Origin of the sequence: Shouchella patagoniensis, from assembly GCF_002019705.1 — a bacterium.
GTDB classification, from domain to species: domain Bacteria; phylum Bacillota; class Bacilli; order Bacillales; family Bacillaceae_D; genus Shouchella; species Shouchella patagoniensis.
The window spans coordinates 1,996,561-2,023,008 of sequence record NZ_KV917377.1 but is presented as its reverse complement, the minus strand read 5'-3'; the positions used below and the strand labels follow the sequence as shown (position 1 = coordinate 2,023,008).

The following is a 26,448-nucleotide window of genomic DNA, read 5'->3' as shown; positions in this document are numbered from 1 at the left end:
AGATTAGAAAATGGAGATGAGCAGATGGAACGTCGTAAAATCAAAGATGATATTAAACGTTCATTTATAACGTATACAACAATTATTATCATTGCGATTTTAACCGTCTATTTGCTATCGTTGCTCATGACTTTTTATGTATCTATTGTCGAGCCCGGGACAGAGACGAATGAACAGATTGCAGAGCAAATAGAAACAGGTTTTGATAGATACCGTACTGGTATGAAAACGTTGGCAAAAGAAGAATCGATTATTGATTTTTTGAATGGTAAAGGTGAAAGTAGTATTGTGAATCAACTGTTGTATGATTTTCGGAATGAAAGCTCCTTACACTCCGATTTCGCTTTACTGCAATCAACTGGAGAGGTACTTGCATCTAGTTATTATACCGAACAAAAAGAAGAACTCGAACAAAGCGTTGTTTTAAATTCCATTATTGGTAAAACAGAAGAGAAAGGCTTTAGTGAAGAGTATGTAAACAAACGATTAATTAATGGGGAAAGTGGTGGTGTATATGTGTTTACGGCCGCTGTACAAATCAGTTCAACTACAAATGGATACTTGCTTTTTATACTCGATCATCCGTTATACCCACTAAGTAGTCAAAAAGTAGTTGTAGCAGATCGATTTAATAATGCCATCTTTTATAGTCATTCATTTGGAATTGACCGTCTAGGGAAGCTTGCTGAACCGATCGAAGGCAAGTTCATTCAATATGAAGGTAGTCCCTATTACGTTACGGCAACGACCGTTGAAGAGCAGAGAATTCAAGTGTTCACACTGACAGCGATTCATACGTACAAATTGCTTCTCCTTTACGGAATTATGGCTATGGTTGTATCAAGTTTTGTCATATTAGTAGTGGTATGGCTAGTAACGCCAAAAATATTAAAGAAATCGTTGGAACCATTTGATGCCCTCGTGGCAATAGTTGCATCGAAAAACAATAACGAACTTTTTCAACAGAATAGCCGAATGTCTGTTGAAGTACAAACGATCTATGAAGAGTATACGAATAAAGTGAATGAAATCGAGGCGCTTGTTAATAAGAATCAAGAAATAATGGAAACGAAACGCTTGAGTGAAATTAAACATTTAGAAGCGAAATTTAACCCGCATTTTCTTTACAATGTACTTGAAATGATAAAATATGAAACATTAGCTAATCCAGAAAGTGCATCAGAAATGATTGTGAAAACGGCTAAATTGATGCGTTATAATGCTAATTTTGGTGATACAATGGTTTTACTAAAAGAGGATCTAGCTTATTTACATGATTATTTTTCCTTACAGAAAATGCGCTATGGCAAGCGATTACACTACTCTATACAGATAGCTGAATCACTTGAGCGGACCAGAGTTCCTAAATTATTACTACAACCATTAGTTGAGAACGCGATTAAGCATTCCATTGACGAAACAAATGAGTTGATGGTCAATTTAACAGCAAAAATTGACGAAGGGGATTTACTTTTTCATGTGATTGATAATGGAAGTGGTATGAGCAAACAACGGTTGGAAGAAGTAAAAGCAGTTATCGAGGAAGAAACAGTTGAAACAGAACATACAGGATTAAAAAATACGCATCAAATGATTCAACTTCTATACGGAAGTAAATATGGGTTAACAATAGAGGCAACACCATCGGTCGGAACCATTGTGCAGGTGAAAATACCTTATAAGGGGTGAGGCAAGATGCTAAAAGTTGTTATTGTCGAAGACGAGCCAATTTTATTGAAAGGATTGCTTTATCGAATTGATTGGTTAAAAACGGGCTGTACGGTTATTGGTTCCGCGGAGAATGGCAAAGAAGGACTAGAGATCATTAGGGAATTGCGACCAGACCTTGTCATTACGGATATTCGAATGCCTTTTAAAGACGGGTTAGAAATGTTGAAAGAGGCAAAATGTCATTATCAATTTGAAGCAATCATCCTTTCCGGTTTCGGAGAATTCGCTTATGCGCAGCAAGCCATTCATATAGGTGTTCATGATTATCTACTGAAGCCGATAGATTTAAATGAGCTTGAAGAAACATTAAAAAAAGTTGTGACGATTTTAAATGAGAAAAAAAGTGCAGCGTCATGGTCCGAGCACACGAAAGTATATGCAGATATACTGGATATAGATATGGAAAGCGCATCAGGCTATGTTGGCGACACTCTGCGTATTATTAAAGCCCGCTATGGAGAAAAACTAACAATGAGAGATGTGAGTGATGAATTATGTATTTCATCAGTCACTTTAAATGCGAAGTTAAAGCATAATACTGGTTATGGGTTTAATGAATTACTAACTAGATATCGAATTACAAAAGCACTTGGGTTGCTTCAAGATGAGAAAATGCTCGTATATGAAATCGCAGAGCAGATCGGGTTTAGTGACTATAAGTATTTTAGTCATGTATTTAAAAAACACACAGGTATGTCTCCGAAGCAGTTCCTGAAAAAAACATAGAAAAGACGCACGGAATCAGTGTTTTTATTTATGCGAACAGGGTATTAAATGAAAAACGGACTAGGAGAGTGGGTTTATGAATGGTCAATTTTCGGAAGAGCTGCGTTTGCACCTTCACGATTCAATAAATGATAAGAAATTACGAGCTCAAGAGGATGTTGTTGAAGATGCAATTGCGAATGGGTACGAAGAAGATACTGTGCGAAACGCAATGGCTTATTTATTTGAACAAGGAGCATTAAAAGAAGCCCCTGTTGAGCTGCTTATCGGTAAGGTGAAAGATTTTGAGGTAGTAGAAGGCGCAATTGATTTAGCTTTGTTGCCTAAAAATGATGGATTGTAATTGTCTAAAAGAATGTAAACTCTTTGCCCTGTAAACAGGTGCACAAGAGTTTTTTTAGTAAGAAGGAGTCCACCTTATTGAAAACGAAGATAGAATGTAACCTCTAATAACCACATGGGGCACGTTATCAAAGAAGAAAAAGGTGATCTCAATTAATAAAATAGAAAAAAAGTTTATAAAGCTAGGAGTTGAAAACGCTCCTGGACAGGATTAGCCTGAATTAGATACGGGTATTGAGGATTTTGTTCACATACTTTGCATTCAGGCAAGTGTAATTGTTACTCCTGGAACTGAATTTGGCTCAATGATTAAGAATAGCTTCAGAATCAATTTCTCCCAGAAACATAAAAATGCTGTTGATGCAATGGCTCGACTTATTCATGGGATGGAGCACTATAGAAAGTGAGCAAGCTAAGGGGGGAGTGTGATCGTGAAAAAACAACGCAGGCATTGCAAGAACTGCGGAAAAAAGACCCCTACTATTCGAACGTTTCCTCGGGGCATTGCACTAAGAAAAGTGACGTGCCCTTATTGCGGAGAAGACAATTACTTATGTTTACCAATTCTTTTAGTTGAGTTTGCGATCTTGATGGGTGCAATCCTATTTTCTTTTGTTTACCGTACAGTGACTGGTAGCAGTAGTATGTACATTCTGTTTGTGTTCGTGCTTGTTTTTATCGTTCATTTATTTTTAAACCCAATTAAATCGTATGAGCATGAGCAATAAATGCGTATACTCACACTTTATTGAAGCAAATTAAGGGTAACAATGCTTCATAAGGAGTGACGCAATGGCAAGAGATGAGATTTTAGAATATAGAGAGAAAAAGGGAAAGCAACCAAGTCAAGTTTATAAATGGGTGATTGGTGGGTTTGAAGCCATTTTGGGATTTCCCCTTCTTGGTGGTTTATTCATTATTAGTATGTCTTGGTCGCCCTTATATATTATGTTTGGTCTCCATATTATTGGCCTTGTCTTCGCGTCTCGAGAAGGCCGTTCTAAGACAGGACATCTAATCGGTGTGTTTGCTTCTGCACTTGGCTGGATTTTAGGGGTGGGTATGGTGCTACATATTCTAACAGCCATTTTTCTTTTTGTGGAGGCAGCAAAAAATCGTTAGTTTTAAAAAAAGCGCGGAATCTTCTGCGCTTTTTTATTCTTTATGCCAATTAAATTCGATGCCTTGCAAAAAGGCACGTGCCAGCGCCATATGTCCGCGTGGGTTTGGATGGACGCGATCCCGAGCGATTGCGGATGAATAGAGATGATCAAGCATGGGTGTTAGTACGGCTTGTGTATCTATAAAGAGCGAATTGGTTTGTTCAGCTACTTCCTTGACGATGGAGCCATACTGATCCATTTTTTGACGCATTACATCCTTTTTTGAAGACTCGATATAAAAAGGCGTCATCAAAATAATCCCTTCAACAGTAGGTTTTGCATCATTTACTAATTGAAGAAGTGTGTCTTGAAATTCTTCAGGCCTCACATGTTTGTCCGTATGAAAAGGGGCATCAAACTGGCGCCAAACATCATTGATTCCAATCATAATGGAAAGCCAGTCTGGATTTGGTTTAAGCGCATCTTCCTGCCACCTGTTTTTTAAATCACGTACCGTGTTGCCGCTAATTCCTTTATTCACAACCCGAATTTTTCGTTCTGGATAGGTCGCTTGCAACAGACTTTCAACAAAAGAAACATAGCCAGTTCCAAGTGCTTCAGAAGATCCTTCTCCATCAGGACGTTGACGATTACAGTCTGTAATGGAGTCACCAATAAATAGAAGTTTCTGCTCTGTTTTTATACGCATAATCTTGTCTCCTACGCCTTATTTTCTACCAATTGTGAATAGTTTACACTGCTAGACCTAGGAGAAGCAAGAAAAGAATAAAAAACCTGCGCATTGGCAGGCATATTCTATTCCAATAAATTGAGTAAGCAAAAGGTACTAAGAAGCGATTATAACTTTTGTTCCAATTGGAATGATGGATGCCAGTTCTTCGACATCTTTATTGTGCATGCGGATGCACCCGTGTGAGACTGATTTGCCAATGGATGATGGATCATTTGTGCCATGGATACCATAATGTTGTTTTGATAGTGACATCCACATTGTTCCAAATGGGCCGCCAGGGTTAGGCGCCTTATTAAGGATGATGAATTCACCAGTGGGCGTTTGAGTAAGCATCTTACCGACTGCAATTGGATATGTTTTAACGGTTTCCTGTCCACGAAGGAGTGTTAATGTATGTCGGGAAGTCGAAATATGGATGGTATAAGGGAGGCTGTTTGGGTCTGGCAAACCTGGGATTGTTAAAGGTTGGCTAATGTACAAATTGTTTGGATTCACATTCGGGTTTGCTTGGGCGATTGTTGAAAGCGGTAGGCGATAGTCTGCGGCGATCGACCACAATGTTTCTCCGGGTTTTACTAAATGTTGATACATCACAATACCTCCAGTTAAATGGTTTTTACCATTTTATGAATGGTCCATCCAGAACATTCAACTCTCCTCTATTCTATTGAAAATGAGTAGAATTAAATGAAGGTTGAAATTAATTGAGTTGGAGATGTTTGGAGACAGTATAGAAGAGGTATAGTTTTTATAAAGACAGGTAAAGATTTAGTTCAATCCGACGAACAACTAGTAAGAAAGCGAGGCGGATCAGATGAAGAACGTACTTACATATATGAGCATTAGTGTGGTATTTGTTGTTACATTCTTGTTCTTTCAAACAAATGCGAATCAAACTGAAAATAAGACAACGGGTGAACATGTTGCTTTAGCCGCACAAACCCCTTTAAGCGAAAGTGAAGCAACAGAAATAGCACATTCCATTTATGGTAAAGTAGATCACTTGCTTATGACCACCGCAGATGAGCATGGTTGGTGGGAGTCGGAATCAGCAAACCTAGCACTCATAGAAGAAGAGCTTTTAACAGTCGTAAATGATCAGATATATGAGTTAATTGAGCACAACCTCGATCACATATTTTGTGCCTGTGATTCAAGTGTGTGGGTACCATTAGAAGAAACAAACCGATTCCAAGTGATTGACTATAACGAGAATGAAATTCAAGCTTCTTTCTACCAGTTTCCATCCGCTATGGCTGCCGCGGGAACAACGTATTTAACGTTCACAAACGAGGATGGGATGTGGAAATTAACCGATATGGATTGGAGCAACGAGCCAGTAAATGTCACAAAGGACGAGCTTGAATTTCATCTTGAAAAAAAGTACCCTAATCAAGAGAGAACGATTTATGAACATGTAGTGAATGATGAAAAGATGTATCTTTATCAAGTAGGAGACAGGGAATGGGAAGCGATTCGTGCTGGAAGCGGCGATCCGGTATTCGATATCCCTGAAGAATGGTTAGCTGAAGTTGGCTCATAGAAAAGCGTTTCGTCTTATGACGAAACGCTTTTCTTTTACATTCACTCAAGTCTTCTTTTTTAAGATAGAAGTAATAATATGTTTAGAGTCCCATTGTCCATAAGAAAAAGTAGTAATGGGGTACTTGCGCGGGAATAGTTGAGTTTGAATTTCTTTTACGGATAACCCTTTCTGATTTAGATCATGAACATTGGCGGCTGTGTCTTGCAAGTAATGGAGTTTATCTTCTAGGTGTTTTCGTCCATTAGGCAAATAACCTGCATGACAGCAAAATACCTCTTCAAAATCATATGTAAGCACCGTTTTTAGCGATTGAATGATTTGCGGAATGGATTCACTCTCCATTGCAACTTTTGTTTTTGTTTGTACATAGAGGTCACCAGAAAACAATTGACCCGTTGTTTTGTTTAATAAGACGGTGTGGTCGTTGGAATGACCAGGAGTGAAAATACTAAGCCAACTACAATTTCGCGAATGAAATGTGGTAGGCATCGGAACCGGTGCGAATGCTTTGCGCTTCCCCCAGTAAAGCAGTCGGTAGAGTGGATATTTCCCGTCTCTTTGTGCCTCTGCGAGGGAGCGTTTATTTAAGTAAATGGGTACTTGCAGTTCACGCTCAAACCAATCGGCACAACCAGTGTGGTCTTCATGGATATGAGTGCAATAGAGGGCGTCGATAGATTGCTCTTTCCAGAAATCAAGGAGTAAGGGCTTTAATGATTTGCCGCCAGCATCAATGATTATACCGTCAGTCGCAAAACTATGGACATTTAATTGTACTTTTTGAAATCGAATGATGCCATTGGCCATATGGACACCAGCCGTGGAAGTACGAGTTACCGTTTTTTTGAAAATCACCAGGAGCCCTCCGCTCTATTTAATGAGTGAATCATCATTCATTATCGATAAATCTATTATATCTTATTCTGTATAGATGGAGCAATGAGGGAGCAAGAAAGAGCTGCGAGTGATAAGTGTGGGTTATGAACGAGGTGCGCAAAGATAACGGGGGATGTATTGTAAGAGTGATGGACTTACAAGCGCTGACATGTAAGCATAGATCCTTTTTAATCAGAAATTGCTTCTCTTCGGTGGACTCTCTATACTAATTATAGGACATGACTTGTAAAGAGAGGGAATGGCATTGGCGACGATAAAGGACATAGCTGAAAAGGCTGGCGTCTCTATTACGACTGTATCCCGTGTGTTAAAGCAAGATCCAACCTTGTCTGTAACACAGGAAACACGGGAACGAGTCTATGATACGGCTCAATCATTGGGATATACAAAAAAATCATTTAAACATTCATTGAAGAAAATTGCTTTTTTATACTGGGTAACGGCTAAAGAGGATCTTGAAGATGTCTATTTTCAAATGGTGAAAAAAGGAGTAGAAAAACAGGCAATCGATAGACAACTGGATTTAACTACGTACGCTTCTGATCAAGGAATTGAATCAATTGACCCCCAGACAAAAGGGGTCATCTGTATCGGCCGTTTTAGTAAGAAAGAATTGGATCATATACGTACTATTACAAATGATATTGTATTTATCGATACATCACCTGATGAAGATCATTTTGATTCAGTCAGACCTCATTTGCGGAGAATGATTGAACGAATGATCGATTACTTTAACTGCAATGGACATACGGCAATTGGTTATATCGGTGGAGATGATATCGATCCTGATGGCGGTGGATACATTCAGGATCGAAGAGAACAGGCTTTTCGAAATTATATGCAAAGAAAAAGGTTGCTTAATGAACAATTCATTTTTACAGGTAAGGAGTATGCGGTGAGTGAAGGATATTCGCTGATGAAAGAGGCGATTTCATTAGGTAGTCAGATGCCAACGGCTTTTTGCGTAGCTAGTGATTCCCTTGCCGTTGGCTGTTTGCAGGCACTGAATGAAGAACGTATTTTGCTACCGGAAAGAGTGAGCATCTTTAGTATCAATGATGCGAGTATCGCTCAATATATTTCGCCTCCGCTTACAACGTTCCGAATAGACATAAAGCTGCTATGCCAGACGGCCGTTGATTTATTGTTGGAACGTTTTGTGGATCAACGTAACGCATCAAAAACGGTTTTATTATCATGTGAGCCGGTATTTCGAAAAAGTACGAAATAAAGAGGCCCTCCCAGGGGGCTTTTTTTGTTAGTAAAAATATTTACTGTAATAAAGTAAAAAATATAGTTTACTTTTTTATCTAACCTTGCTATTTTAAAAAGAAAGCGTTTACTAAAAAGATTTGGGGGATTGAACATGAAAAAAATATGGCAAACGGGACTTATTAGTGGAATTGCTTTGACTGTCGCAGCGTGTGGACCTCAAGACGACGGAAATACAGGGGAGTCAGCAAATAGTCAAGAAACAGATAAATTAGTGATCTGGGAAGATGCTGAAAAAGCAGTAGGGATTACTGAAGCGGTTGCTGAATTTGAAGAAATACATGGGATTGAAATAGAAGTAATAGAAAAAGAGTACGCTGGTCAAATTGAGGATCTCCGTCTAGATGGACCAGCAGGTTCTGGTCCAGATGTATTAACAATCCCCCATGATCAAATAGGCACTGCTGTTATTGAAGGATTGTTGGCTCCTTTGGAGATGGGTGATGATGTTTCAGGTCGATTTACTGAGGAATCACTCCTTTCGCAAACAGTTGATGGCACATTGTATGGTTTGCCAAAAGCAGTAGAAACAACAATCCTTTTTTACAATAAAGATCTTGTGGATGACGTACCAGTCTCACTCGAAGAATGGTATGAGTTGTCAAAAGAGCGAGTAGAAGACGGTGACTATGGTTTTGTGGCAAAGTGGGATGAAATTTTTTATGCAATGAGCGTTTTAGGTGGAGAAGGAGGATACATCTTCCCTCAAAACGAGGATGGTCAGTATGACGTGACAGACATTGGTCTGGCAAATGATGGTGCTGTCTTTGGTGGAGAGTATATACAAACGTTTTTTGAGGAGGAACTTTTTCCGTCTGGAATTGTTGGTGAACAAGGCATTAACGTATTAGACACTCTGTTCACAGAAGGAAGAGCAGCAGCTGTTATTTCAGGTCCTTGGTCTTTTGAACCTTATGCAAGAGCTGGTGTTGATTATGGGGTTGCTCCATTGCCAACATTGCCAGGTGGAGAGCCAATGAATTCATTCCTTAATGTAAAAAGTTATAACGTTTCTTCGTATTCTCAAAACCAAGAGCTGGCACAACAATTTGTTGAATTTTTAACAAATGAAGAAAATTCATTAACTCGTTTCGAGGAAACGGGAGAAATCCCGCCACTCACTGCACTTGCAGATGAACCAACAATTGCGGACGATGAGCATGCTGCTGCAGTATCTGAACAGAGTCTACATGCTACTATGACACCTAATATTGCTGAAATGTCAGAGGTTTGGACACCGGTTGATAATGCATTAGGTTTAATTGCTACAGGACGGGCTGACGTAAGGGAGGCGTTGGAAGAGGCAGTGAGTACAATAGCGTCGCAAATTGCTGCGAACCATAGTGGGAATTAAAGCATACGCTCAATTGATGAAAAGAAGGTGAAGCAAGTGAAACTCGAAGAACGCGTTCATAAAAAACCTACAACCAACCATCGGTTGGTTGCAGGCTTGCTTTCAATCATTCCAGGTCTTGGTCAGATCTATAATAAGCAGCTTGCTAAAGGGGCCGTTTTTTTGCTTTTCGGAGTTGCTTTTCTTTTTGTTTTTAAAGACTTATTTAATATGGGTTTTTGGGGCTTAGCAACACTGGGCGTACAAACGCCTAGAGATAACTCGGTCTTTCTGCTAGCAGAAGGAATTATTGCCGTCATTGTCGCTGCTTTTGGTATCGCCTTTTATTATTTTATGATACGAGATGCTGTGAAAAATGGCCGGCGTCGAGATTTGGGCTTAGAACTAAATTCAATTCGTAAGCAATATCATCAACTACTAGATTCTAGTTTTCCATACTTGATGAGTTCCCCTGCATTTTTTTTATTAATTTTTACTGTTCTTTTTCCAATTCTGTTTAGTTTTGCAATTGCATTTACGAACTATGATTTATACCACTCGCCACCTGCAAATCTTTTTGATTGGGTTGGTTTTCAGAATTTCATTAATATCTTTTCCGTGGATATATGGCGGTCGACTTTTTTTGATGTGCTTGGGTGGACAGTCATTTGGACGCTAGTGGCTACGACGCTACAATGTGCTCTTGGGATCTTTTTAGCCATCTTATTAAACCAACGTGATATAAAGGGGAAATCGTTTTTTAGAACGTTCTTTATCCTGCCTTGGGCGGTGCCAGGGTTTGTGACGATTCTTGTTTTTGCTGGACTGTTTAATGATTCTTTTGGCGCGATAAATAATGACATTCTTGCTTTCTTTGGCATAAATGGGTTGCCATGGCTAAATGACCCTTTCTGGAGTAGAATCGCATTAATAGGTATGCAGATGTGGCTTGGGTTTCCATTTATTTTTATTATGACAACAGGAGTATTACAAGCTATTCCAGAGGATTTATACGAGGCAGCAACGATTGATGGAGCTGGTTTTATGCAAAAATTCCGTCTGATCACGTTGCCACTTGTCCTTTATTCCATAGCGCCAATTCTAATCACGCAATACACGTTTAATTTTAATAACTTTAATATCATTTATTTGTTTAATGGTGGAGGTCCACCAGTTCCTGGATCTACTGCAGGGGGAACCGATATTCTTGTCTCGTGGATTTATAAACTTACGATGCAATCGTCGCAGTATTCGTTAGCCGCAGCTATTACAATATTGCTTTCTCTATTCGTTATTGGAATTGCATTATGGCAGTTTAAACGGACGAATTCCTTCAAAGAGGAGGATATGATGTGATGACGATTCACTTGAAAAGACGAATTCGACTATTTGTGACATACATGATTCTATTATTTGTTGTTGTGTTGATTGCATATCCACTCCTTTGGACGATAGGAGCTTCGTTTAACCCAGGTAATAGTTTAATGAGCACATCGATCATTCCAGAGAACCCCTCCTTCACACATTACATGAATTTGTTAGGTGAAGGGTCGCATCCATATGTGCAATGGTATATGAATTCAATGAAAATAAGCTTGATTACGATGGCGATTACGTTAGTGTTAGTTAGTTTTTCTGGATATGCTTTTTCTCGTTTTCGTTTTAAAGGAAGGAAAAATGGATTAATTCTATTTTTATTGTTACAAATGATTCCCCAATTCTCTGCGCTAATTGCTATCTTTGTCCTTGCACAAATGCTAGGACTCATTAACAGCCATTGGGCGCTGATCTTGATTTATGCGGGTGGAGCTATACCAATGAATACATATTTGCTAAAGGGTTATCTTGATTCGATTCCTCGTGATCTAGATGAATCGGCACGAATAGATGGAGCTAGTCACTTTCGCATTTATGCCCAAATTATAATGCCGCTTGCTAAACCGATTCTCGCCGTTGTTGCCATTAATTCATTTACTGGACCGCTTGGAGATTTTATTTTAGCTAGTGTAATCGTTAGGTCGCCAGAAATGTATACACTGCCAATTGGCTTATATAATCTGGTCTCCAATCCTATGGGTGCAAGTTACACGATGTTTGCAGCTGGTGCCTTGCTCATCTCGATTCCGGTTGCGTTGTTGTTTTTGCTTTTACAGAAACAATTTGTTTCAGGATTAACACAAGGTGGTGTCAAAGGATGAGGAAAAACTTTATAAGTAACATTGTTAGTCATTCTTTTTGGGGGGAGTACAGTCATGAAAGCAAACGTATCAATTGAACCTATAGCCGATTTGTCCGAGGATTTTATAAAAGGTGCAGATATCTCAATGCTTCCAGAAATTGAAGAGAGCGGAGGGCGCTACTTCAACGAAGGGAATGAAGTTGACCCGCTCGTATTATTAAAAGAAAAAGGCGTTAATTCTGTTCGAATCCGTGTGTGGGTTGACCCATATGACGAGCATGGAAATGCTTATGGTGGCGGTACAGTTGATGAAAACCGAGCGATTGAATTAGCCAAAAGAGCTGATTCTTTAGGATTCTCACTTCTAATTGATTTCCATTATAGTGATTTTTGGACGGACCCAGGCAAACAATTTAAGCCAAAAAGCTGGGAAAGCTATAATCATGAGCAGTTAAAACAAGCGATTTATATCCATACAACAAGTGTGTTAACACGGTTGAAAGCGGCGGGAGTTACACCTGAAATGGTGCAAGTCGGGAACGAAATCAATTCAGGTGTACTCTGGCCAGACGGGAAAAGCTGGGGGGAAGGCGGAGGAGAATTTGACAGCCTTGCCGACTTTTTGAATGCTGGACTTCAGGCTGTTAGAGATAGTGATCCTTCTATTCAAACGATGCTTCATCTGGCAGAGGGGGGCGACCTTGAGATGGTACGCTGGTGGATGGAAGAAATCGCTCTTAGGGGAGTGGACTTCGATGTGATGGGCCTGTCATATTATCCATACTGGGATGGCGATTTTAATAAATTAAAAGCCGTGATGGATTATATAACTCATGAGCACAACAAAGAATCGATCATTGTTGAAACAGCTTATGGGTTTACGACGCACAATGGAGATACATTAGATAATATTTTTTCAAGTGAATCAGCAGAACTAGTCGGATACCCAGCGACTCCACAAGGGCAAGCCACTTATTTACGCGACTTAATGGAGGTCGTTCACAAGGCAAATGGGGTGGGATTTTACTACTGGGAACCACTTTGGATTCCAGTAAATGGTGCCCCTTGGGCAACGGAGCAAGGGATGCAGTATATCAAAACAGATGGAGACGTTGGGAACGCGTGGGACAATCAAGCCGTGTTTGATTTTAACGGAGAGGCACTACCTTCACTTAATGTTTTCCATCTTGTAAATCCAGAACAAACCAACTAAAGGAGTGTCATAGGATGAAGTATGATCATATTCACCCATCTGTAGAAGGCATATTGCATGGAGGCGATTACAACCCTGATCAATGGGTACATATGCCAGAAATTATTCATGAGGATTTTCGCTTGATGCCGCTTGCGAACTGTAACACGTTTTCGATCAATATCTTTGGCTGGAGTGCAATTGAACCTCAAGAAGGCGTTTATACGTTTGAATGGCTTGATGACATTATGAACCGATTAGCTGAAAAAGATTACAATGCCATTCTAGCTACACCAAGCGGAGCGAGACCTGCTTGGCTTTCGAAAGCGTACCCAGAAGTACTGCGTGTAGAATCAAATAGAAAGCGGAATTTGCATGGACAACGACATAACCATTGTTTTACATCGCCCGTTTATCGTAGAAAAGTGAAGGAAATGAACCGGAAATTAGCAGAACGTTATAAAGACCACCCAGCTCTTAAGATGTGGCATATTTCTAATGAGTACGGTGGAGAGTGCCATTGTCAATATTGCCAAGAGGCTTTTCGTTTATGGTTAAAGCAACGCTATCATCATTCTATAGAGGAATTGAATCAGGCATGGTGGACTGGTTTCTGGAGCCACCGTTTTTCAGAATGGGATGAAATTGAATCGCCTGCACCACATGGTGAATCGTTTGTTCATGCTCATAACTTAGATTGGAAACGTTTTGTCACTGACCAGACAATTGATTTTTATCGCAACGAAATTGAACCAATTAGGGAAATAACGCCAGAGGTAAAAGTGACAACAAACTTTATGGGCAATTATCCACATATGCGCCCATTTTTAGGTCTTAATTATCAAAAGTTTGCCAGTGAAGTGGATGTCATTAGTTGGGATAGTTATCCAGCTTGGCATAATGATTTTAAATCAAACGTAGACTTAGCAGTTGAAGTTGGCTTCGTCCATGATGTCTACCGGTCAATGAAAGGCGGTCAACCATTTTTATTAATGGAAAGCACACCAAGTCTAGTAAACTGGCAAGAGATTAATCGACCAAAACAACCAGGTATGCATGAGCTATCATCGTTACAAGCTGTTGCCCATGGGGCAGATGCGATTCTTTATTTCCAATGGCGTAAAAGTAGAGGGTCGTCTGAAAAATTCCATGGCGCAGTTGTTGATCATTCAGGACACGAACATACGAGGGTCTTTAAGGAAGTTGCGAAGCTAGGCGAAACACTTGAGAAGCTGGCTCCAGTTGCTAGGGCAACGATGCATGCTGAGGTCGCCATTATTTATGACTGGGAGAACCAGTGGGCCATTGATGATGCTCAAGCAACAAATAATAGAGACAAAGGGTACGCAGCCCAAGCACAAAGCCATTATAAAAGTTTTTGGAAGAAAGGCATTGCAGTTGATATCATCGGAATGGATGCAGACTTTTCGAAATACAAGCTTGTCATCGGTCCAATGCTCTACATGCTAAAACCAGGTGTGGCGGAGACAATCACCCAGTTTGTTGAAGATGGAGGAGTCTTTGTCTCTACTTATTGGAGTGGGGTTGTAAATGAGAGCGATCTTTGTTTTCTCGGTGGATTTCCTGGACCGCTTAAGAAGGTATTAGGTGTTTGGTCAGAGGAGATAGATGCGTTGTACAAAGGCGAGACAGTAGCTTTTTCTTGGGAGAATCAAGCATTTAAAGCTCATTCCTTCGTAGAGCGAATCCATTTAGATGGAGCTGAAAGCATAGCAGTTTTTGAGCAAGGAAAGGGTGAAACGTTGCCTGCCGTCACTAAGAATGTATACGGTAAAGGAGAAGCCTATTACATGGCTGCTTGGAATGAACAATCTTTTTATGATGCTTTCTATCAACAGCTGTGCCAAAGACTAAGTTTGAAAGCTCCTGCTGCTATGATTCCAGAGGGAGTGAGCGTACAAACAAGATCGAATGGAGAACAAGCATACACATTCGTCATGAACTTTAGCGAAAAGCAGGAATATGTCCAATTTAATGAGGAAAAAGTGACTCTTGAAGGAAAAAAAGTGCATCAGGCAACGCTTGAGCCATATGGTTGGCTTGTCGTTGTGGATCAAGTAAGTAAAAAAGGGCGAGGATGAAATAATGACAGAAAATCTATATGAATCATATAAGCTGTTATTTAACAAAGAGGCAGATCCATTCTATGCGTTTGCCCCTGGAAGAATGAATATCATTGGTGAACATACGGATTACAACGGTGGGAATGTTTTGCCGGCAGCTATTTCGTTTGGTACATATGCACTCGGTTCAAAGAGAGAAGATGGTGTGATTCGTGTTCATTCACTTAATTTTCCAGAGGATGGAGTAATCACGTTTCACATGGATGTGCTAGATTATAAGCAAGAAGATGGTTGGGCTAATTACCCTAAAGGAATGTTCCGTTATTTGCACGAAGCCGGGCATTTCCTCCATGGGGGAGCGGATATTTTGTTTTATGGCGATATTCCTAATGGGGCAGGACTTTCTTCTTCAGCATCAATTGAACTAGCCACTGGAGTCCTCCTTACATCTTTGTTTCACTTAGATTTGGAGCGTCAAGATCTTGTGTTAATCGGTCAACGGGTCGAGAATGAATTTCTTGGCATTAGTAGTGGCATCATGGATCAATTTGCCGTTGGGATGGGGAAAGCAAATCATGCGATTCACTTGAATTGTGATTCATTAGAGTTCGAATATGCCCCTTTAATGCTTGATGGATACAGCTTTATCATTATGAATACGAACAAACGGCGCACGTTAGTGAGTTCAAGCTATAATGAACGTCGACAGCAATGTGAAGCAGCGCTAAAACAGTTAAATAAAGAAAGTAATCTTTCTTATTTGTGCGAACTGACACCTGGGCAGTTTGAGAAGCGTAAACATTTAATTGTAGACCCTATTCTACGTAAACGGGCAAAGCATGTGATTTATGAACATGGACGTACAGCTGAAGCTGTAAAGAAGTTGGCAAATGGCGACCTTTCTGGTTTTGGTCAATTAATTAATGAATCTCATGAATCACTTAAATATGAGTATGAGGTGACAGGGGAGGAACTCGATACAATTGTCCATACTGCTTGGAAACAAGAAGGCGTTTTAGGAGCAAGAATGACTGGGGCTGGATTTGGAGGTTGTGCGATTGCCATTGTAAAAAATGAACATATTTTTGCTTTTATCGAGAATACAAAAAAAGTGTATAAAGAAGTGATCGGTTATGATGCATCCTTTTATCAAGTAACGATTGGAGATGGTGCATACGTATGCAACAAAAAACCAATGATCCAAAAATAGATAAACGATTAATGGGAGAATTGATCGAAACGCTCATTCAAGCAGCAATAGATGCTCAGATGCTTCCTGCGAGAGACAGCGTTTATGTCCGAAATCGAGTAATGAGCTTAATGAGTGTAGAAGCCGTTCCAAATGAGATTTCTGCCTTAGAAAGCTGTACAATTGCAGATGCCTTGGACACTCTCATTGCCTATGCGGCTAAGTGCAACATTATTGATGATGAAATCGGTCATCGAGATCAATTTGCTTCAAAAATAATGAATTGTTTTCTGCCTCCTCCATCGTCGATTGAGGCAGAATTTGCAAGACGGTATGAACATTCAATCGAAGAAGCAACTTCTTATTTTTATGAGTTAAGTAAAAACAGTCAGTATATCCAAACCAATCGAATGAAAAAAAATGTACATTTTAACGCACCAACTCCGTTCGGAACAATTGATTTATCCATAAACTTGTCGAAACCGGAAAAAGACCCAGAAGTAATTAAGCGAGAACGAAGTCAAAATGTTAGAAGTTCGTACCCGTCTTGTTTGCTTTGTATTGAAAACGAAGGATACGAAGGACGAATGGGTTATCCAGGACGTGCAAACCACCGTGTGATCCAACTTCTTTTAGAAGGGGAAGATTGGTACTTTCAATATTCACCTTATTTATACTACAACGAGCATAGTATTGTTTTTTCTGCCAGCCATCGCCCGATGCAAATAAACCAATCAACATTTAAGCGGTTGCTCGCATTTACGGAGCAATTTCCTCATTACTTTATTGGATCAAATGCTGATTTACCCATTGTTGGAGGCTCCATTTTAACCCATGATCATTATCAAGCTGGGCGATACGAATTTCCAATGGCAAAAGCGAGCGACGTTTTCACTTTTTCACTAAACCAATTTAAACAGATAAACTGTTCAGTGCTCCACTGGCCACTGTCTGTTATTCGTCTAAGAGGGGGAGACAGATTTGAAGTTGCCGATGCAGCGAATGAAGTATTACAAAAGTGGATCATGTATTCAGATGAAGAAGCATCACTAATGGCCTATACAGGGCAGGAGCGCCATAATACGATTACACCAATTGCTCGGCGACGTAATCATTTATTTGAATTGGATTTAATCTTACGGAACAATCGAACATCAACGCAACATCCACTAGGTATTTTCCACCCTCATCAAGATGTTCATCCGATTAAAAAAGAAAATATTGGTCTAATCGAAGCGATGGGCCTGGCTATTTTGCCGCCGCGTCTAAAAGGAGAGTTTGCTGTTATAAGGCAGTATTTGCTTGGTTATACAAAAAGTGTCGATCCAATTCATCAAGAGTGGGCACAGAGGGTGAAGCAAACATATGGAGTGTTTTTAAATGAAGCAGAAGCAAATACAGTTATTCAAAAAGAAACAGCCAAACTATTCATTAAAGGGTTAACGGACGCTGGAGTTTTTAAAAACGAGAATGCGTTCAAAAGGTTTATCGACTATATACGTTAAAGGATAAAAAGAAAAAGGGAAGTCAATGTTTACGTTGACTTCCCTTTCTATCTCGATCTGAGCGGTTCAATCTTCATGAAGCAATTGAACAAGGGCCTCTTTTAATACAGCAGTTCCCCGCACACAGTCTTCAAGAGAAGTAAATTCCTCTGGAGAGTGACTTGTGCCACCAACACTAGGAACAAAAATCATGCCAGTGTTTTCTACATGACGTCCGATGATCATTGCATCGTGGCCGGCTCCACTAGGCAGTGCCATCGAAGCGAATCCAAGTTTTGATGCGCTTTTCTTAAGAAGCGTTTGCATAAATTCGGATACAGGTACTGGGTCAATTGCCGTTAAGAATTCATGGGTGAATGTAAGTCCCCGATTAGATGCGATCTCTTCCCCAAGAGTGATGATGGCATCAACAAGTTGGTTTCGGGTTTCCGCGTGAATATCACGGATATCAACAGTAAGCACGGATTTCCCTGTAATGACGTTAGGCGTGTTTGGATAGACTTCTTGTGCACCAACAGTGGCGACGGCAGTGTTGCTGAAAGAGTGTGGCAGTTTTTCAATACCGATAATCCACTCTGCGCCTGCAATACTTGCATCTCTTCGCATGGTCATTGGCGTATTTCCAGCATGATCGCTTTCTCCTGTAAATGTCCCGCGTAACCATAAAGGTCCTGCAATCCCACTAACGATGCCAATTGGAATATGGGCATCTTCTAATTGCTTTCCTTGTTCAATATGAAGTTCTAAAAAAGCATAAAAGTCCTCTTTTGACCGTTGTGCTTCCACCATGTTACTAGGGGGATAGCCTGCTTCAGTCATTGCGTTTGCAAGTGTGATGCCATTGTTATCTTTGTAACGCTGAACATCCAATTCAGTGAACTCACCCATCATAACTTGTGAACCGAAGATTCCCGTGGGAAACCGAGAACCTTCTTCGTTTGCAAAAACAAGCCACTCGAGCGAACGAGGATAAATTGTACCATCTTCGATAATTGATTCAATAGCACTTAGAGAAGCTAGTGCTCCAAGTGCCCCGTCAAAAGCACCTCCATTTGCGACTGTATCAATATGAGAACCGGTTGCAACAGCAGCTAAGGTTGGGTTACTGCCTTCTAAACGTCCGATAAGATTTCCAGCTGCGTCTTCACGCATCGTAAGACCGATGCGATTCCCCCATTTATGCAAGAGCTTTTTTGCTTGCTCCTCTTCCTCTGTGTATACAAATCGAGTCACACCGCCTTCTGACGTGCGTCCAATTTGAGAGAGCGCGGTCAATCTTGCGGCAAGTACATTTGCTTTGATTCCGTTTTGTGTCGGTATTTGTTTGGCAGCATCATTAAAGTCTTGACGAACAAAGGTCATCGCTATCTTTCCTTTCTTAAGTCAGTGTCATCATTAGTATACATCATATCTAGCGATGGCTGGGGGGGTTATAGGGGTTTAAGGGTTGGGAGTTTTTTTTATGTTTAGCCAATCGACGCTTTTGCAGCACTCTTTATACGTTCGTTATCGTCAATTGAGTAAGTGAGATAGCCATTAACACAAGGAAGAAAATCGAGACTTTTCATCAAAATACGTCAAGCAAAACGGTATGTGTTAAAAACAACACGCATAAAAAAGCTACGCAAAGCTGCGTAGCTAAACAAGACTCGGAGGTTCTTTCCTTATTTACAAACTGGTGGTGATGCTTAATGGATTCTAGCTTTTGTGCACACGACACGGGAAAGTGCATGGCTTAAACAAAGAGCGATTCACACAGAGCTTTTGGAAAGGGGATAGCCGCTGGTTGTCAGGCACCTTATTTAGTCCACGCCCTTTCAGAAGATATGGGCGGTGTTGTAAGTTGAACTTACATTAGCAATATATGTGAAAAAGCAATTTATGAATTATTAAACACCTAATAATCAAAAAAATAAGAATTAAGCCTAAGGTGAACGAGCATCGAAACCGACAAAGGTTGATGCTCGTTAACTGGAAGGGGAAAAATGTAAAGCATTAAATAATGATTGAGGACCAGCGCTAAAATAAACGAAGATAGCTTGCTCTTCTTCATTCACTAACATAACATATGGTTTTTCATCAACAGGAAAGATAAAAATGGCTTGATTTAAATTTGTTTTTACCCACTGATTGTTAACGGATACAGGAGAGGAAAAGGGTACTTTAACCATAAAACCGCTTTTAGGAATAGGATCTATTTTTGTGACAAGTGAATCAGCACTATCTATCAGTTTTTTTGCTTCTTTTTCTACAGCAGCGGAAGAGGGAATGAATTCTGTTACTTTCTCCTTCTTTAAATCAAATACTTCAACCGGAGCGACTGCAAAAGCAACGTTTGTTAACGGCTGACTTACTCCAACGATGAGTGCGATGATGATTAGAAGTTTGCGCATCATTAAAATCACCTCATTCATACGTTGCCCGAAGAATTTGATCCTTATTCGAGTATTACACAGTAGGAAATACGTGGATGGTATGGATTTGATGCCCTTCAAAATCGAGTACACGGAACGTAAAACCATCGTGTACTAATTCTCCACCTTCGACTAAATCATATTGTTGCGTCAGCATCCAACCCCCGATTGTTTCTGCATCTTCTTCCTCAATATCAATATCAAGCAAATTATTCACTTGCGAAAGAGATGTTTGCCCGTGTAAGTGATAAGAGAGTGTACCTACTTCTTGGATAAGAGGTTCATCTTTTGTATCAAATTCATCATGGATCTCACCCACTATCTCCTCGACAATGTCTTCCATTGTAATAAGTCCAGCGGTCCCACCATATTCATCAAATAAAATGGCCATGTGGTTGCGTTTTTTTTGCATTTCCAACAAGATATCGCGTATGGGAACCGATTCAATGACGTTAATAACGGGTCGAATCAAAGGGTCAAGGTCGACTGGATCATTAGGAGTATAAGCGAGTTGGGCTAATAATTCGCGTACATTTAAAACACCCACAATATGATCTTTATCTCCGTCAATGACTGGATACCTTGTAAATTTTTCTTCTTTTAATTGAATCAAAATGTCTTCAGGGCGGTCATCAAGTGAAACGGTGATCATTTCAGGCCTTGGCACCATAATTTCTTTTCCAAGCCGCTCATCAAAATCAAAAATCTTGCTCACGTAATTGTATTCAGATTGATTAATTTCGCCGCCTTTATAGCTGTCAGAAAGAATCAGGCGCAATTCTTCTTCGCTATGGGTGACTTCATGTTCACTCATCGCCTTAAACCCAAGTGATTTAACAAGCAGGCGTGCTGATCCGTTCAAAACCCAAATGAAAGGAAAAAGTAACCGATAGAACCAGACGAGAGGACGAGCAAGTAGGAGTGTAACTTGCTCAGCACGCTGAATGGCAATCGTTTTTGGAGCAAGCTCACCAATAACAACATGTAAAAAGGTTGCAAAGGCAAAGGAAATAGCAATTGATAATGTCGTGACAAGTGCAGCACTTATGGCAAGTTCACCAAGGATTGGATGGAGCATCCGTTCGAAAGTTGGTTCTGCTAAACGTCCGATACCAAGTGCTGTAATTGTTATACCAAGTTGGCAGGCTGATAAATATTCATCTAAGTGATTCACAATCCGCTTTGCAGCATGCGCTTTTTTACTGCCACGTTCAATATGTGGTTCTAATTGCGTACTACGTACTTTCACAATCGCGAATTCAGACGCAACAAAAAAAGCAGTTAAGGCAATGAGTATGGCGACACCAAGTAAATGAATGAATGTATTAAAGTCCAAAGGATTCCCTTTACGAGGGTTCACCTCCAAGTTTTATGGTAGAAGCTTGATAAAAGAAGGTACTTCTCTATGCTTACTATTTACTTTGTTGATGCTGAATATACAAACATGTATCATGTGGCCCGTGCAACAGATGGTCTTTATTCTGATATTAAGGTGCATGTTATCTGTACAGAAGAGGCACAATTATAAGACCATGATTTTATTTATGGACCATATAAAATAGAACGTAGTGTAAAAATAAAATTGGCATTTTTACATGCTGCGCTTCCTGTAGATGTCGGATGTAAAATTAGAGATTACGTATACGGTCGATAAGTTCCCTTTTTAAGTGGCGAAGCTGATGCCTTATAAAAGAATAGTATGCCCAAAAAAGAGCAGAACAGGGAAGGGAATAAAAAAACAGCACAAGCAGACTTGTGCTGTTTTCTCTTATTTGCTAATAAACATTTGAGTCCAATAGTGACCATAGGAACCGCCGTTTGAATATCCAACGCCAATCTCGGTATAGTTCGGAGAGAGAATATTTTGGCGATGACCAGAGCTATTCATCCAAGAATTAAATACAGACTGCGCACTTGTTTGTCCAGCAGCGATGTTTTCTCCTGAAGCACGGTAAGGAATGCCAAAATCACGGATCATTTGATGCGGGCTTCCATATGTAGGAGACGTGTGGCTAAAATAATTTTTGGCACTCATATCTTCTGATTTAAAGCGGGCAACACGAGCTAACTCCCAGTTTTCTCTTAATGGGTTTAAGCCATGTTTTGCACGTTCTGCATTTACAAGAGAGACAACTTGTTGTTCCATTGAACGACTGTTTGTATTTTGTCTCGGAATTTGAAGTGTTTGACCAGGGTAAATCAGGTTTGGGTTCGACAATTGCGGATTTGCATCAATAATTTCTGTAACACCAACTTGATAGCGTACAGCTATTTTCCACATTGTATCCCCCGATGAAACGGTATGAGTTGATGCAGCTTCGGCTTGAGTCGAAGCACCAAAGGCAAGAGTGACGGACAACAAAATAGTAGTGAGTAATGTGTAAAATGTTTTCATAGTTTGTATCATAATGTGTGAGAATGCAAAAGAATAGAGGGGAACACTGGAGTAGTTTGCATAAATGAGAAGAGTTGGTGATAAAAGGATTTTACATGTCAATCTGTTTACAATAGTGTAACACACATATGACAAAAGAGAGTATGAACATGCAATTGCCAACTATTTCCTCCTTTTTTCTATTAGGTATCGAACTTAATTTACGATAAATTAGGTATAAAATAGCTCGCAATGAAGTTAAATTACATAGATTAGTTGTACGTTAATTGATAAAACAATGACAGTAGAAATTAAATATGGAGATTGTTAACCCCCTCCTAGGCTTAGGAAGCGTGACTGGGTTAACTGGAAGTGAAAATTTGGTACGTGTAACATGTAGCTCAGTCCAGAGTCCAAGTCCAGCCATAACGTTAATCGCTTATCTAGCCTACTTAAGCCATTTAAATCTGCTCGAGATTATCGCAAAGCTACTAAGTTTAACTGTGGAACATATTGAAGCGGAATACAAGGAAACTCTTGTTACTTTTTAGACGTGCGGGGAACGTGATACCATTCTAGATTTTCTGCTGAATCAATCTTCACTCCGTGCAATGAACCCCCAAACACGAGACCTCCATCAATGCCAATTTTTGTGCCACATGGCGAATACCAAGGTTCTGCGCGATCATCTGGATGAAGCATCTGTACTGGTGTATGACCAAAAATGATCCGTTTACCTGTTTGATTTTCACCTACGTGAAATGGATCGCGAATCCATAGCAGGTCTTTTTTTGAGCTTTCTTTCCAATTGTTTAGAGTTAGGTCAACACCGGCATGAACAAATAAAAAATGACCCCACTCATGATAAAGTGGAAGAACACTTAAGAAAAGAATCTCGTTTGGAGACGCTTCCATTATTGCTCGGCGGGCATCTTTTTCTTTTGCTGTTCCGAGAAAGGAACAAATGGTTTCAGACCCGCCGTTACGAAGGAATCTTTCGGAGTTTGTTTCTTTTAGCCAATCAAGAAACATATCTTCATGATTTCCTTTTAAAGCGATGGCTTGATCGTTGTGGACGAGTGATTGGACTAATTGGACAACTGCTAAAGAATCTGGTCCACGGTCAATGTAATCACCTAAAAAAACAAGTTGTTCGCTTTCTTTTTTCCAATACGATAGCAGTTTAACTAGTTCATTATAGCAACCGTGAATATCGCCTATTACAAAGACCTTGTCCATATGTATCAAACCTTTTTCTTTTTATTATATCAAAAGGAGATTGAGGATAAAGGATTTTTGTAAAATATCTAACAAGGTAAAAGTTGTTCTTTGTAGAATAGTGAGAACGATAGAGAGACATTTTATCGTTAAGGAGATGGTAGCAATGCTTGCCTACGATATAACTGAATTGGATTTAGGTAAAATGGAATTTCATGATGAAGAGTTGGTTTGCAGAAAAGTGGAACACATCGCTCATACATATAACCTTGTATTCAAGCAACGAATGATGCTCAGCACAAAACAGGGATCTTACCATTGGCATTTTAAAAAACCGAATCATAAAGGAGTTCTAGAGGTAACGTATTGGCCAAGCAAAACACAGTTTTGCTTGGAGATTCACGATAATCGACGAACAGATTGGAACCTGAACCTTATTGAAGAACTCGCCAATGTTTATGCGAGTTGTTTTAGTGGAAGAGTGAAAAAGCGAGGTGTTAATTAAACGTTTGATTAAGACAGACAGCACAGCTGTCTGTCTTTTTTTTATGTCTTTTGCCGATGTAGGAAGCGTCTACCCTCGGGGGAAAATGCGTTTGTTGAATGGACAGTATTTATCCTTTTATCAGAGAGAACGATTTTCTTCGTTACGTGAAATGGTCCAATTGTTGTGATATGCGAAAAACTTGTATTTTGATTGTTCTGCTATGCGGAAAGAGCGCCTTTACATCATAATTCTGTTTCAATAAGCTTTTTATAGAAACGCTTTTTAATGAACAGAATAGACGTATTATTTTGAATGAAAGGGGTTTTATTTTGACAAATACGAACGTAGGAACAGTTGGCACAAAAACATATACTGCAGCTGATGAGATGATTGAATCTTTTGCACAAATGGGTGTGCGTTATTTGTTTGTAAACTTAGGTAGTGATCACCCAGCTATTATTGAGAGTTTGTCTGCCTTTAAACAACAAGGACGAACGGATATACCTGAAGTGATTATGTGCCAACATGAAATGGTTGCATTAAGTGCAGCACATGGTTACGCGCAAGTGACAGGAAAACCACAAGCTGTGATTGTTCATGTTGATTGTGGCACACAAAACTTAGGAGGTGCCGTGCATAACGCCGCAAGAGGACGTATTCCGGTGTTCATCTTTGCAGGAATGTCACCGATTACCCAGGAAGGTGAGCTAATGGGAAGTCGGAATGAATACATTCACTGGCTTCAAGATGTTTCTGACCAACGAGGGATTGTTAGAGAGTACATGAAGTACACAAATGAAATTCGGACAGGCAAGAATGTTAGGCAGCTCATTCAACGTTCGATGCAATTAGCTGAAAGCGATCCAAAAGGACCGGTGTATGTAACAGCTGCTCGTGAGGTACTTGAAGAAGAGGTCACCCCAGTGTCAATGGATCAAAAGAAGTGGCGACCCGTTCGGCATACAGCGATGGCAGAGGAAGATCTAGCAGAAATCATTCAAGCCCTTACCGAAGCAAAGAACCCCCTTATTGTAACAACTTATTTAGGGAGGAATCTTCAGGCCGTTGACGAGTTGATTCAATTAAGTGAGCGGTTAGCGATTCCTGTATTGGAATCTGCCCCAAGTTATATGAACTTTCCGTCGAATCATTTGATGCATGTTGGTTATGTATGGAATGAAGCAAAACAAGATCAAATGCTTGCAAATGCGGATCTTATCCTCGTTATTGATAGCGATGTCCCGTGGATACCACTAACGAATCGTCCACAACAAGAGAATACGAAGATTTATTACATTGATGTTGATCCGTTAAAGGAGAAGGTGGCACTTTGGTATATTCCGTCTGATGGATTCTTTCAAATTGATAGTTTTACTTTTTTAAAACAATTAAATAAGGCATTAAATCAGAAAGAATCTTTAGATGTATCAGAGCGGTGGAAGAGCATTGAAAGTTACCATAATCAGTTGCAAGTAGAAAAGGTTAGATTAGAACGGTCAACTGATGAAGGAAGAATCACGCCCGAACAAGTATGTGCCCATTTAAGAAACGTGCTCACAGAGGATGCGGTCATAATGAGTGAGGCGATTACGAATTTCGCGACAGTAAACAAGCACCTCCCACGCTCAAAACCAGGCACGTACTTCAGTATGGGAGCAAGTTCTCTTGGTTGGAACGGTGGTGCCGCATTCGGCGCAAAACTCGCCAATAAAGGTAAATTAATCGTTAGTTTAACTGGGGATGGATCGTACGTCTTTAGTAACCCGACGCCTGTCCATTGGATGTCAAGAAAATATGAAGTGCCATTCTTAACAGTTATTTTTAACAACGAACAATGGAATGCACCCAAGTTCTCTACATTAGGTGTTCATCCGAACGGAATTGCAAAGCAGTCAGATGAGTTTTTTACCTATTTCTCACCTTCCTCTGATTTAGCGAAAGTAGCAGAAGCAGCTGGTGGAGCATATGCCGTTACCGTAGCTGATCCTAATGTGCTAACAGAAGTGCTAACAGAAGCTGTTAATGTGGTAAACAACGGACGTTCTGCCGTAGTCGATATTCGAGTGATTGGGAGGTAGTATCGTCGTTTTAGGAAACGA

Annotated in this window: 26 protein-coding genes; 18 read left to right on the top strand and 8 right to left on the bottom strand. The window is 40.0% G+C overall.

Going from position 1 to position 26,448, the window contains the following annotated elements; genetic code table 11:
• The first annotated feature begins 24 nt into the window (after nucleotides 1–24).
• The 5 genes from BK584_RS10750 to BK584_RS10730 all read left to right on the top strand — a co-directional run bounded on the left by BK584_RS10750 (nucleotide 25) and on the right by BK584_RS10730 (nucleotide 3,921).
• Nucleotides 25–1,689: a sensor histidine kinase gene (locus tag BK584_RS10750; protein ID WP_169871186.1), complete on the top strand. Its 1,665-nt coding sequence runs from the start codon at nucleotides 25–27 to the stop codon at nucleotides 1,687–1,689.
• A gap of 6 nt (nucleotides 1,690–1,695) precedes the next feature.
• Nucleotides 1,696–2,457 carry a response regulator transcription factor gene (locus BK584_RS10745; RefSeq protein WP_078392599.1) on the top strand — a complete coding sequence of 254 codons (762 nt, stop codon included), beginning with the start codon at nucleotides 1,696–1,698 and terminating at the stop codon, nucleotides 2,455–2,457.
• 76 nt (nucleotides 2,458–2,533) lie between these two features.
• On the top strand, nucleotides 2,534–2,800 hold the full coding sequence (locus tag BK584_RS10740) for a hypothetical protein (RefSeq protein WP_078392598.1): 267 nt from the start codon (nucleotides 2,534–2,536) through the stop codon (nucleotides 2,798–2,800).
• 430 nt (nucleotides 2,801–3,230) lie between these two features.
• Complete coding sequence (locus BK584_RS10735; protein ID WP_078392597.1) at nucleotides 3,231–3,527, top strand: hypothetical protein; 297 nt, start codon at nucleotides 3,231–3,233, stop codon at nucleotides 3,525–3,527.
• A gap of 64 nt (nucleotides 3,528–3,591) precedes the next feature.
• Nucleotides 3,592–3,921, top strand: a complete 330-nt coding sequence (locus BK584_RS10730; RefSeq protein WP_078392596.1) for a hypothetical protein — start codon at nucleotides 3,592–3,594, stop codon at nucleotides 3,919–3,921.
• 33 nt (nucleotides 3,922–3,954) lie between these two features.
• On the opposite strand, the gene BK584_RS10725 is transcribed toward BK584_RS10730, so the two are convergent.
• Together BK584_RS10725 and BK584_RS10720 are read right to left on the bottom strand one after the other, a co-directional pair.
• Entirely contained in the window at nucleotides 3,955–4,611 is a 657-nt protein-coding gene (locus tag BK584_RS10725; RefSeq protein ID WP_078392595.1) for an SGNH/GDSL hydrolase family protein, read from the bottom strand.
• A gap of 138 nt (nucleotides 4,612–4,749) precedes the next feature.
• Nucleotides 4,750–5,247 (bottom strand): L,D-transpeptidase family protein, encoded by a 498-nt coding sequence (locus tag BK584_RS10720; RefSeq protein ID WP_078392594.1) that lies wholly within the window; start codon nucleotides 5,245–5,247, stop codon nucleotides 4,750–4,752.
• Nucleotides 5,248–5,470: 223 nt separating this feature from the next.
• Here BK584_RS10720 and BK584_RS10715 point away from each other — a divergent pair, with 223 nt between their 5' ends.
• Complete coding sequence (locus BK584_RS10715) at nucleotides 5,471–6,199, top strand: hypothetical protein (RefSeq protein WP_078392593.1); 729 nt, start codon at nucleotides 5,471–5,473, stop codon at nucleotides 6,197–6,199.
• Between the two features lie 45 nt (nucleotides 6,200–6,244).
• On the opposite strand, the gene BK584_RS10710 is transcribed toward BK584_RS10715, so the two are convergent.
• Nucleotides 6,245–7,057: an MBL fold metallo-hydrolase gene (locus BK584_RS10710; protein ID WP_245808836.1), complete on the bottom strand. Its 813-nt coding sequence runs from the start codon at nucleotides 7,055–7,057 to the stop codon at nucleotides 6,245–6,247.
• Nucleotides 7,058–7,343: 286 nt separating this feature from the next.
• Here BK584_RS10710 and BK584_RS10705 point away from each other — a divergent pair, with 286 nt between their 5' ends.
• From BK584_RS10705 to BK584_RS10670, 8 genes are all read left to right on the top strand, one after another.
• Nucleotides 7,344–8,333 (top strand): LacI family DNA-binding transcriptional regulator, encoded by a 990-nt coding sequence (locus tag BK584_RS10705; protein WP_139365649.1) that lies wholly within the window; start codon nucleotides 7,344–7,346, stop codon nucleotides 8,331–8,333.
• A 135-nt stretch (nucleotides 8,334–8,468) separates the two neighbouring features.
• On the top strand, nucleotides 8,469–9,728 hold the full coding sequence (locus tag BK584_RS10700; protein ID WP_078392591.1) for an extracellular solute-binding protein: 1,260 nt from the start codon (nucleotides 8,469–8,471) through the stop codon (nucleotides 9,726–9,728).
• Nucleotides 9,729–9,764: 36 nt separating this feature from the next.
• Nucleotides 9,765–11,063, top strand: coding sequence for a carbohydrate ABC transporter permease (locus BK584_RS10695; RefSeq protein ID WP_180320501.1), 1,299 nt, complete (start codon nucleotides 9,765–9,767; stop codon nucleotides 11,061–11,063).
• The gene (gene ganQ / locus BK584_RS10690; protein WP_078392590.1) at nucleotides 11,063–11,905 is read left to right on the top strand and encodes a galactooligosaccharide ABC transporter permease GanQ; all 843 of its coding nucleotides are present in this window, start codon (nucleotides 11,063–11,065) and stop codon (nucleotides 11,903–11,905) included. Before BK584_RS10695 ends, ganQ begins: the two co-directional genes overlap by 1 nt.
• 54 nt (nucleotides 11,906–11,959) lie before the next feature.
• On the top strand, nucleotides 11,960–13,099 hold the full coding sequence (locus BK584_RS10685; RefSeq protein WP_078392589.1) for a glycoside hydrolase family 53 protein: 1,140 nt from the start codon (nucleotides 11,960–11,962) through the stop codon (nucleotides 13,097–13,099).
• 14 nt (nucleotides 13,100–13,113) lie between these two features.
• Entirely contained in the window at nucleotides 13,114–15,180 is a 2,067-nt protein-coding gene (locus BK584_RS10680) for a beta-galactosidase (protein WP_078392588.1), read from the top strand.
• A 1-nt stretch (nucleotide 15,181) separates the two neighbouring features.
• Complete coding sequence (locus tag BK584_RS10675) at nucleotides 15,182–16,372, top strand: galactokinase (RefSeq protein ID WP_139365648.1); 1,191 nt, start codon at nucleotides 15,182–15,184, stop codon at nucleotides 16,370–16,372.
• Complete coding sequence (locus tag BK584_RS10670) at nucleotides 16,342–17,856, top strand: UDP-glucose--hexose-1-phosphate uridylyltransferase (RefSeq protein ID WP_078392586.1); 1,515 nt, start codon at nucleotides 16,342–16,344, stop codon at nucleotides 17,854–17,856. The genes BK584_RS10675 and BK584_RS10670 overlap by 31 nt, the downstream gene beginning before the upstream one ends.
• Nucleotides 17,857–17,922: 66 nt before the next feature.
• On the opposite strand, the gene BK584_RS10665 is transcribed toward BK584_RS10670, so the two are convergent.
• From BK584_RS10665 to BK584_RS10655, 3 genes are all read right to left on the bottom strand, one after another.
• The gene (locus BK584_RS10665) at nucleotides 17,923–19,218 is read right to left on the bottom strand and encodes a Zn-dependent hydrolase (protein WP_078392585.1); all 1,296 of its coding nucleotides are present in this window, start codon (nucleotides 19,216–19,218) and stop codon (nucleotides 17,923–17,925) included.
• Between the two features lie 605 nt (nucleotides 19,219–19,823).
• Complete coding sequence (locus BK584_RS10660; protein WP_078392584.1) at nucleotides 19,824–20,252, bottom strand: hypothetical protein; 429 nt, start codon at nucleotides 20,250–20,252, stop codon at nucleotides 19,824–19,826.
• A 52-nt stretch (nucleotides 20,253–20,304) separates the two neighbouring features.
• On the bottom strand, nucleotides 20,305–21,606 hold the full coding sequence (locus BK584_RS10655) for a hemolysin family protein (RefSeq protein WP_078392583.1): 1,302 nt from the start codon (nucleotides 21,604–21,606) through the stop codon (nucleotides 20,305–20,307).
• Nucleotides 21,607–21,675: 69 nt separating this feature from the next.
• On the opposite strand from BK584_RS10655, the gene BK584_RS25355 reads away from it, so the two are divergent.
• Entirely contained in the window at nucleotides 21,676–21,798 is a 123-nt protein-coding gene (locus BK584_RS25355; RefSeq protein WP_281255747.1) for a hypothetical protein, read from the top strand.
• A gap of 240 nt (nucleotides 21,799–22,038) precedes the next feature.
• Here the strand turns inward: BK584_RS25355 and safA are convergent, their stop codons facing one another.
• Nucleotides 22,039–22,665 (bottom strand): SafA/ExsA family spore coat assembly protein, encoded by a 627-nt coding sequence (gene safA / locus BK584_RS10650; RefSeq protein ID WP_078395549.1) that lies wholly within the window; start codon nucleotides 22,663–22,665, stop codon nucleotides 22,039–22,041.
• A 296-nt stretch (nucleotides 22,666–22,961) separates the two neighbouring features.
• Here safA and BK584_RS10645 point away from each other — a divergent pair, with 296 nt between their 5' ends.
• Entirely contained in the window at nucleotides 22,962–23,195 is a 234-nt protein-coding gene (locus tag BK584_RS10645; protein ID WP_078392582.1) for a hypothetical protein, read from the top strand.
• Here the strand turns inward: BK584_RS10645 and BK584_RS10640 are convergent.
• A complete protein-coding gene (locus BK584_RS10640) occupies nucleotides 23,185–23,883 on the bottom strand; it encodes a metallophosphoesterase family protein (RefSeq protein WP_078392581.1) in 699 nt (232 codons plus the stop codon). The genes BK584_RS10645 and BK584_RS10640 overlap by 11 nt on opposite strands.
• Before the next feature lie 145 nt (nucleotides 23,884–24,028).
• Between BK584_RS10640 and BK584_RS10635 the strand changes: the two genes are divergently transcribed.
• Both BK584_RS10635 and BK584_RS10625 read left to right on the top strand, forming a co-directional pair.
• Nucleotides 24,029–24,367 carry a hypothetical protein gene (locus BK584_RS10635; RefSeq protein ID WP_078392580.1) on the top strand — a complete coding sequence of 113 codons (339 nt, stop codon included), beginning with the start codon at nucleotides 24,029–24,031 and terminating at the stop codon, nucleotides 24,365–24,367.
• 311 nt (nucleotides 24,368–24,678) lie between these two features.
• Nucleotides 24,679–26,427 carry a thiamine pyrophosphate-requiring protein gene (locus tag BK584_RS10625; protein WP_245808835.1) on the top strand — a complete coding sequence of 583 codons (1,749 nt, stop codon included), beginning with the start codon at nucleotides 24,679–24,681 and terminating at the stop codon, nucleotides 26,425–26,427.
• Nucleotides 26,428–26,448 lie beyond the last annotated feature (21 nt).

Bases quoted from the DNA above. Each gene is read 5' to 3' on its own strand.
- BK584_RS10680 (WP_078392588.1), top strand. From the start codon at position 13,114: ATGAAGTATGATCATATTCACCCATCTGTAGAAGGCATATTGCATGGA.
- BK584_RS10645 (WP_078392582.1), top strand. From the start codon at position 22,962: ATGGAGATTGTTAACCCCCTCCTAGGCTTAGGAAGCGTGACTGGGTTA.
- BK584_RS10750 (WP_169871186.1), top strand. From the start codon at position 25: ATGGAACGTCGTAAAATCAAAGATGATATTAAACGTTCATTTATAACG.
- safA (WP_078395549.1), bottom strand. From the start codon at position 22,665: ATGAAAACATTTTACACATTACTCACTACTATTTTGTTGTCCGTCACT.
- BK584_RS10700 (WP_078392591.1), top strand. From the start codon at position 8,469: ATGAAAAAAATATGGCAAACGGGACTTATTAGTGGAATTGCTTTGACT.
- BK584_RS10670 (WP_078392586.1), top strand. From the start codon at position 16,342: ATGCAACAAAAAACCAATGATCCAAAAATAGATAAACGATTAATGGGA.
- BK584_RS10720 (WP_078392594.1), bottom strand. From the start codon at position 5,247: ATGTATCAACATTTAGTAAAACCCGGAGAAACATTGTGGTCGATCGCC.
- ganQ (WP_078392590.1), top strand. From the start codon at position 11,063: ATGACGATTCACTTGAAAAGACGAATTCGACTATTTGTGACATACATG.
- BK584_RS25355 (WP_281255747.1), top strand. From the start codon at position 21,676: ATGCTTACTATTTACTTTGTTGATGCTGAATATACAAACATGTATCAT.
- BK584_RS10660 (WP_078392584.1), bottom strand. From the start codon at position 20,252: ATGATGCGCAAACTTCTAATCATCATCGCACTCATCGTTGGAGTAAGT.
- BK584_RS10725 (WP_078392595.1), bottom strand. From the start codon at position 4,611: ATGCGTATAAAAACAGAGCAGAAACTTCTATTTATTGGTGACTCCATT.
- BK584_RS10685 (WP_078392589.1), top strand. From the start codon at position 11,960: ATGAAAGCAAACGTATCAATTGAACCTATAGCCGATTTGTCCGAGGAT.
- BK584_RS10665 (WP_078392585.1), bottom strand. From the start codon at position 19,218: ATGACCTTTGTTCGTCAAGACTTTAATGATGCTGCCAAACAAATACCG.
- BK584_RS10635 (WP_078392580.1), top strand. From the start codon at position 24,029: ATGCTTGCCTACGATATAACTGAATTGGATTTAGGTAAAATGGAATTT.
- BK584_RS10730 (WP_078392596.1), top strand. From the start codon at position 3,592: ATGGCAAGAGATGAGATTTTAGAATATAGAGAGAAAAAGGGAAAGCAA.
- BK584_RS10715 (WP_078392593.1), top strand. From the start codon at position 5,471: ATGAAGAACGTACTTACATATATGAGCATTAGTGTGGTATTTGTTGTT.
- BK584_RS10745 (WP_078392599.1), top strand. From the start codon at position 1,696: ATGCTAAAAGTTGTTATTGTCGAAGACGAGCCAATTTTATTGAAAGGA.
- BK584_RS10740 (WP_078392598.1), top strand. From the start codon at position 2,534: ATGAATGGTCAATTTTCGGAAGAGCTGCGTTTGCACCTTCACGATTCA.
- BK584_RS10640 (WP_078392581.1), bottom strand. From the start codon at position 23,883: ATGGACAAGGTCTTTGTAATAGGCGATATTCACGGTTGCTATAATGAA.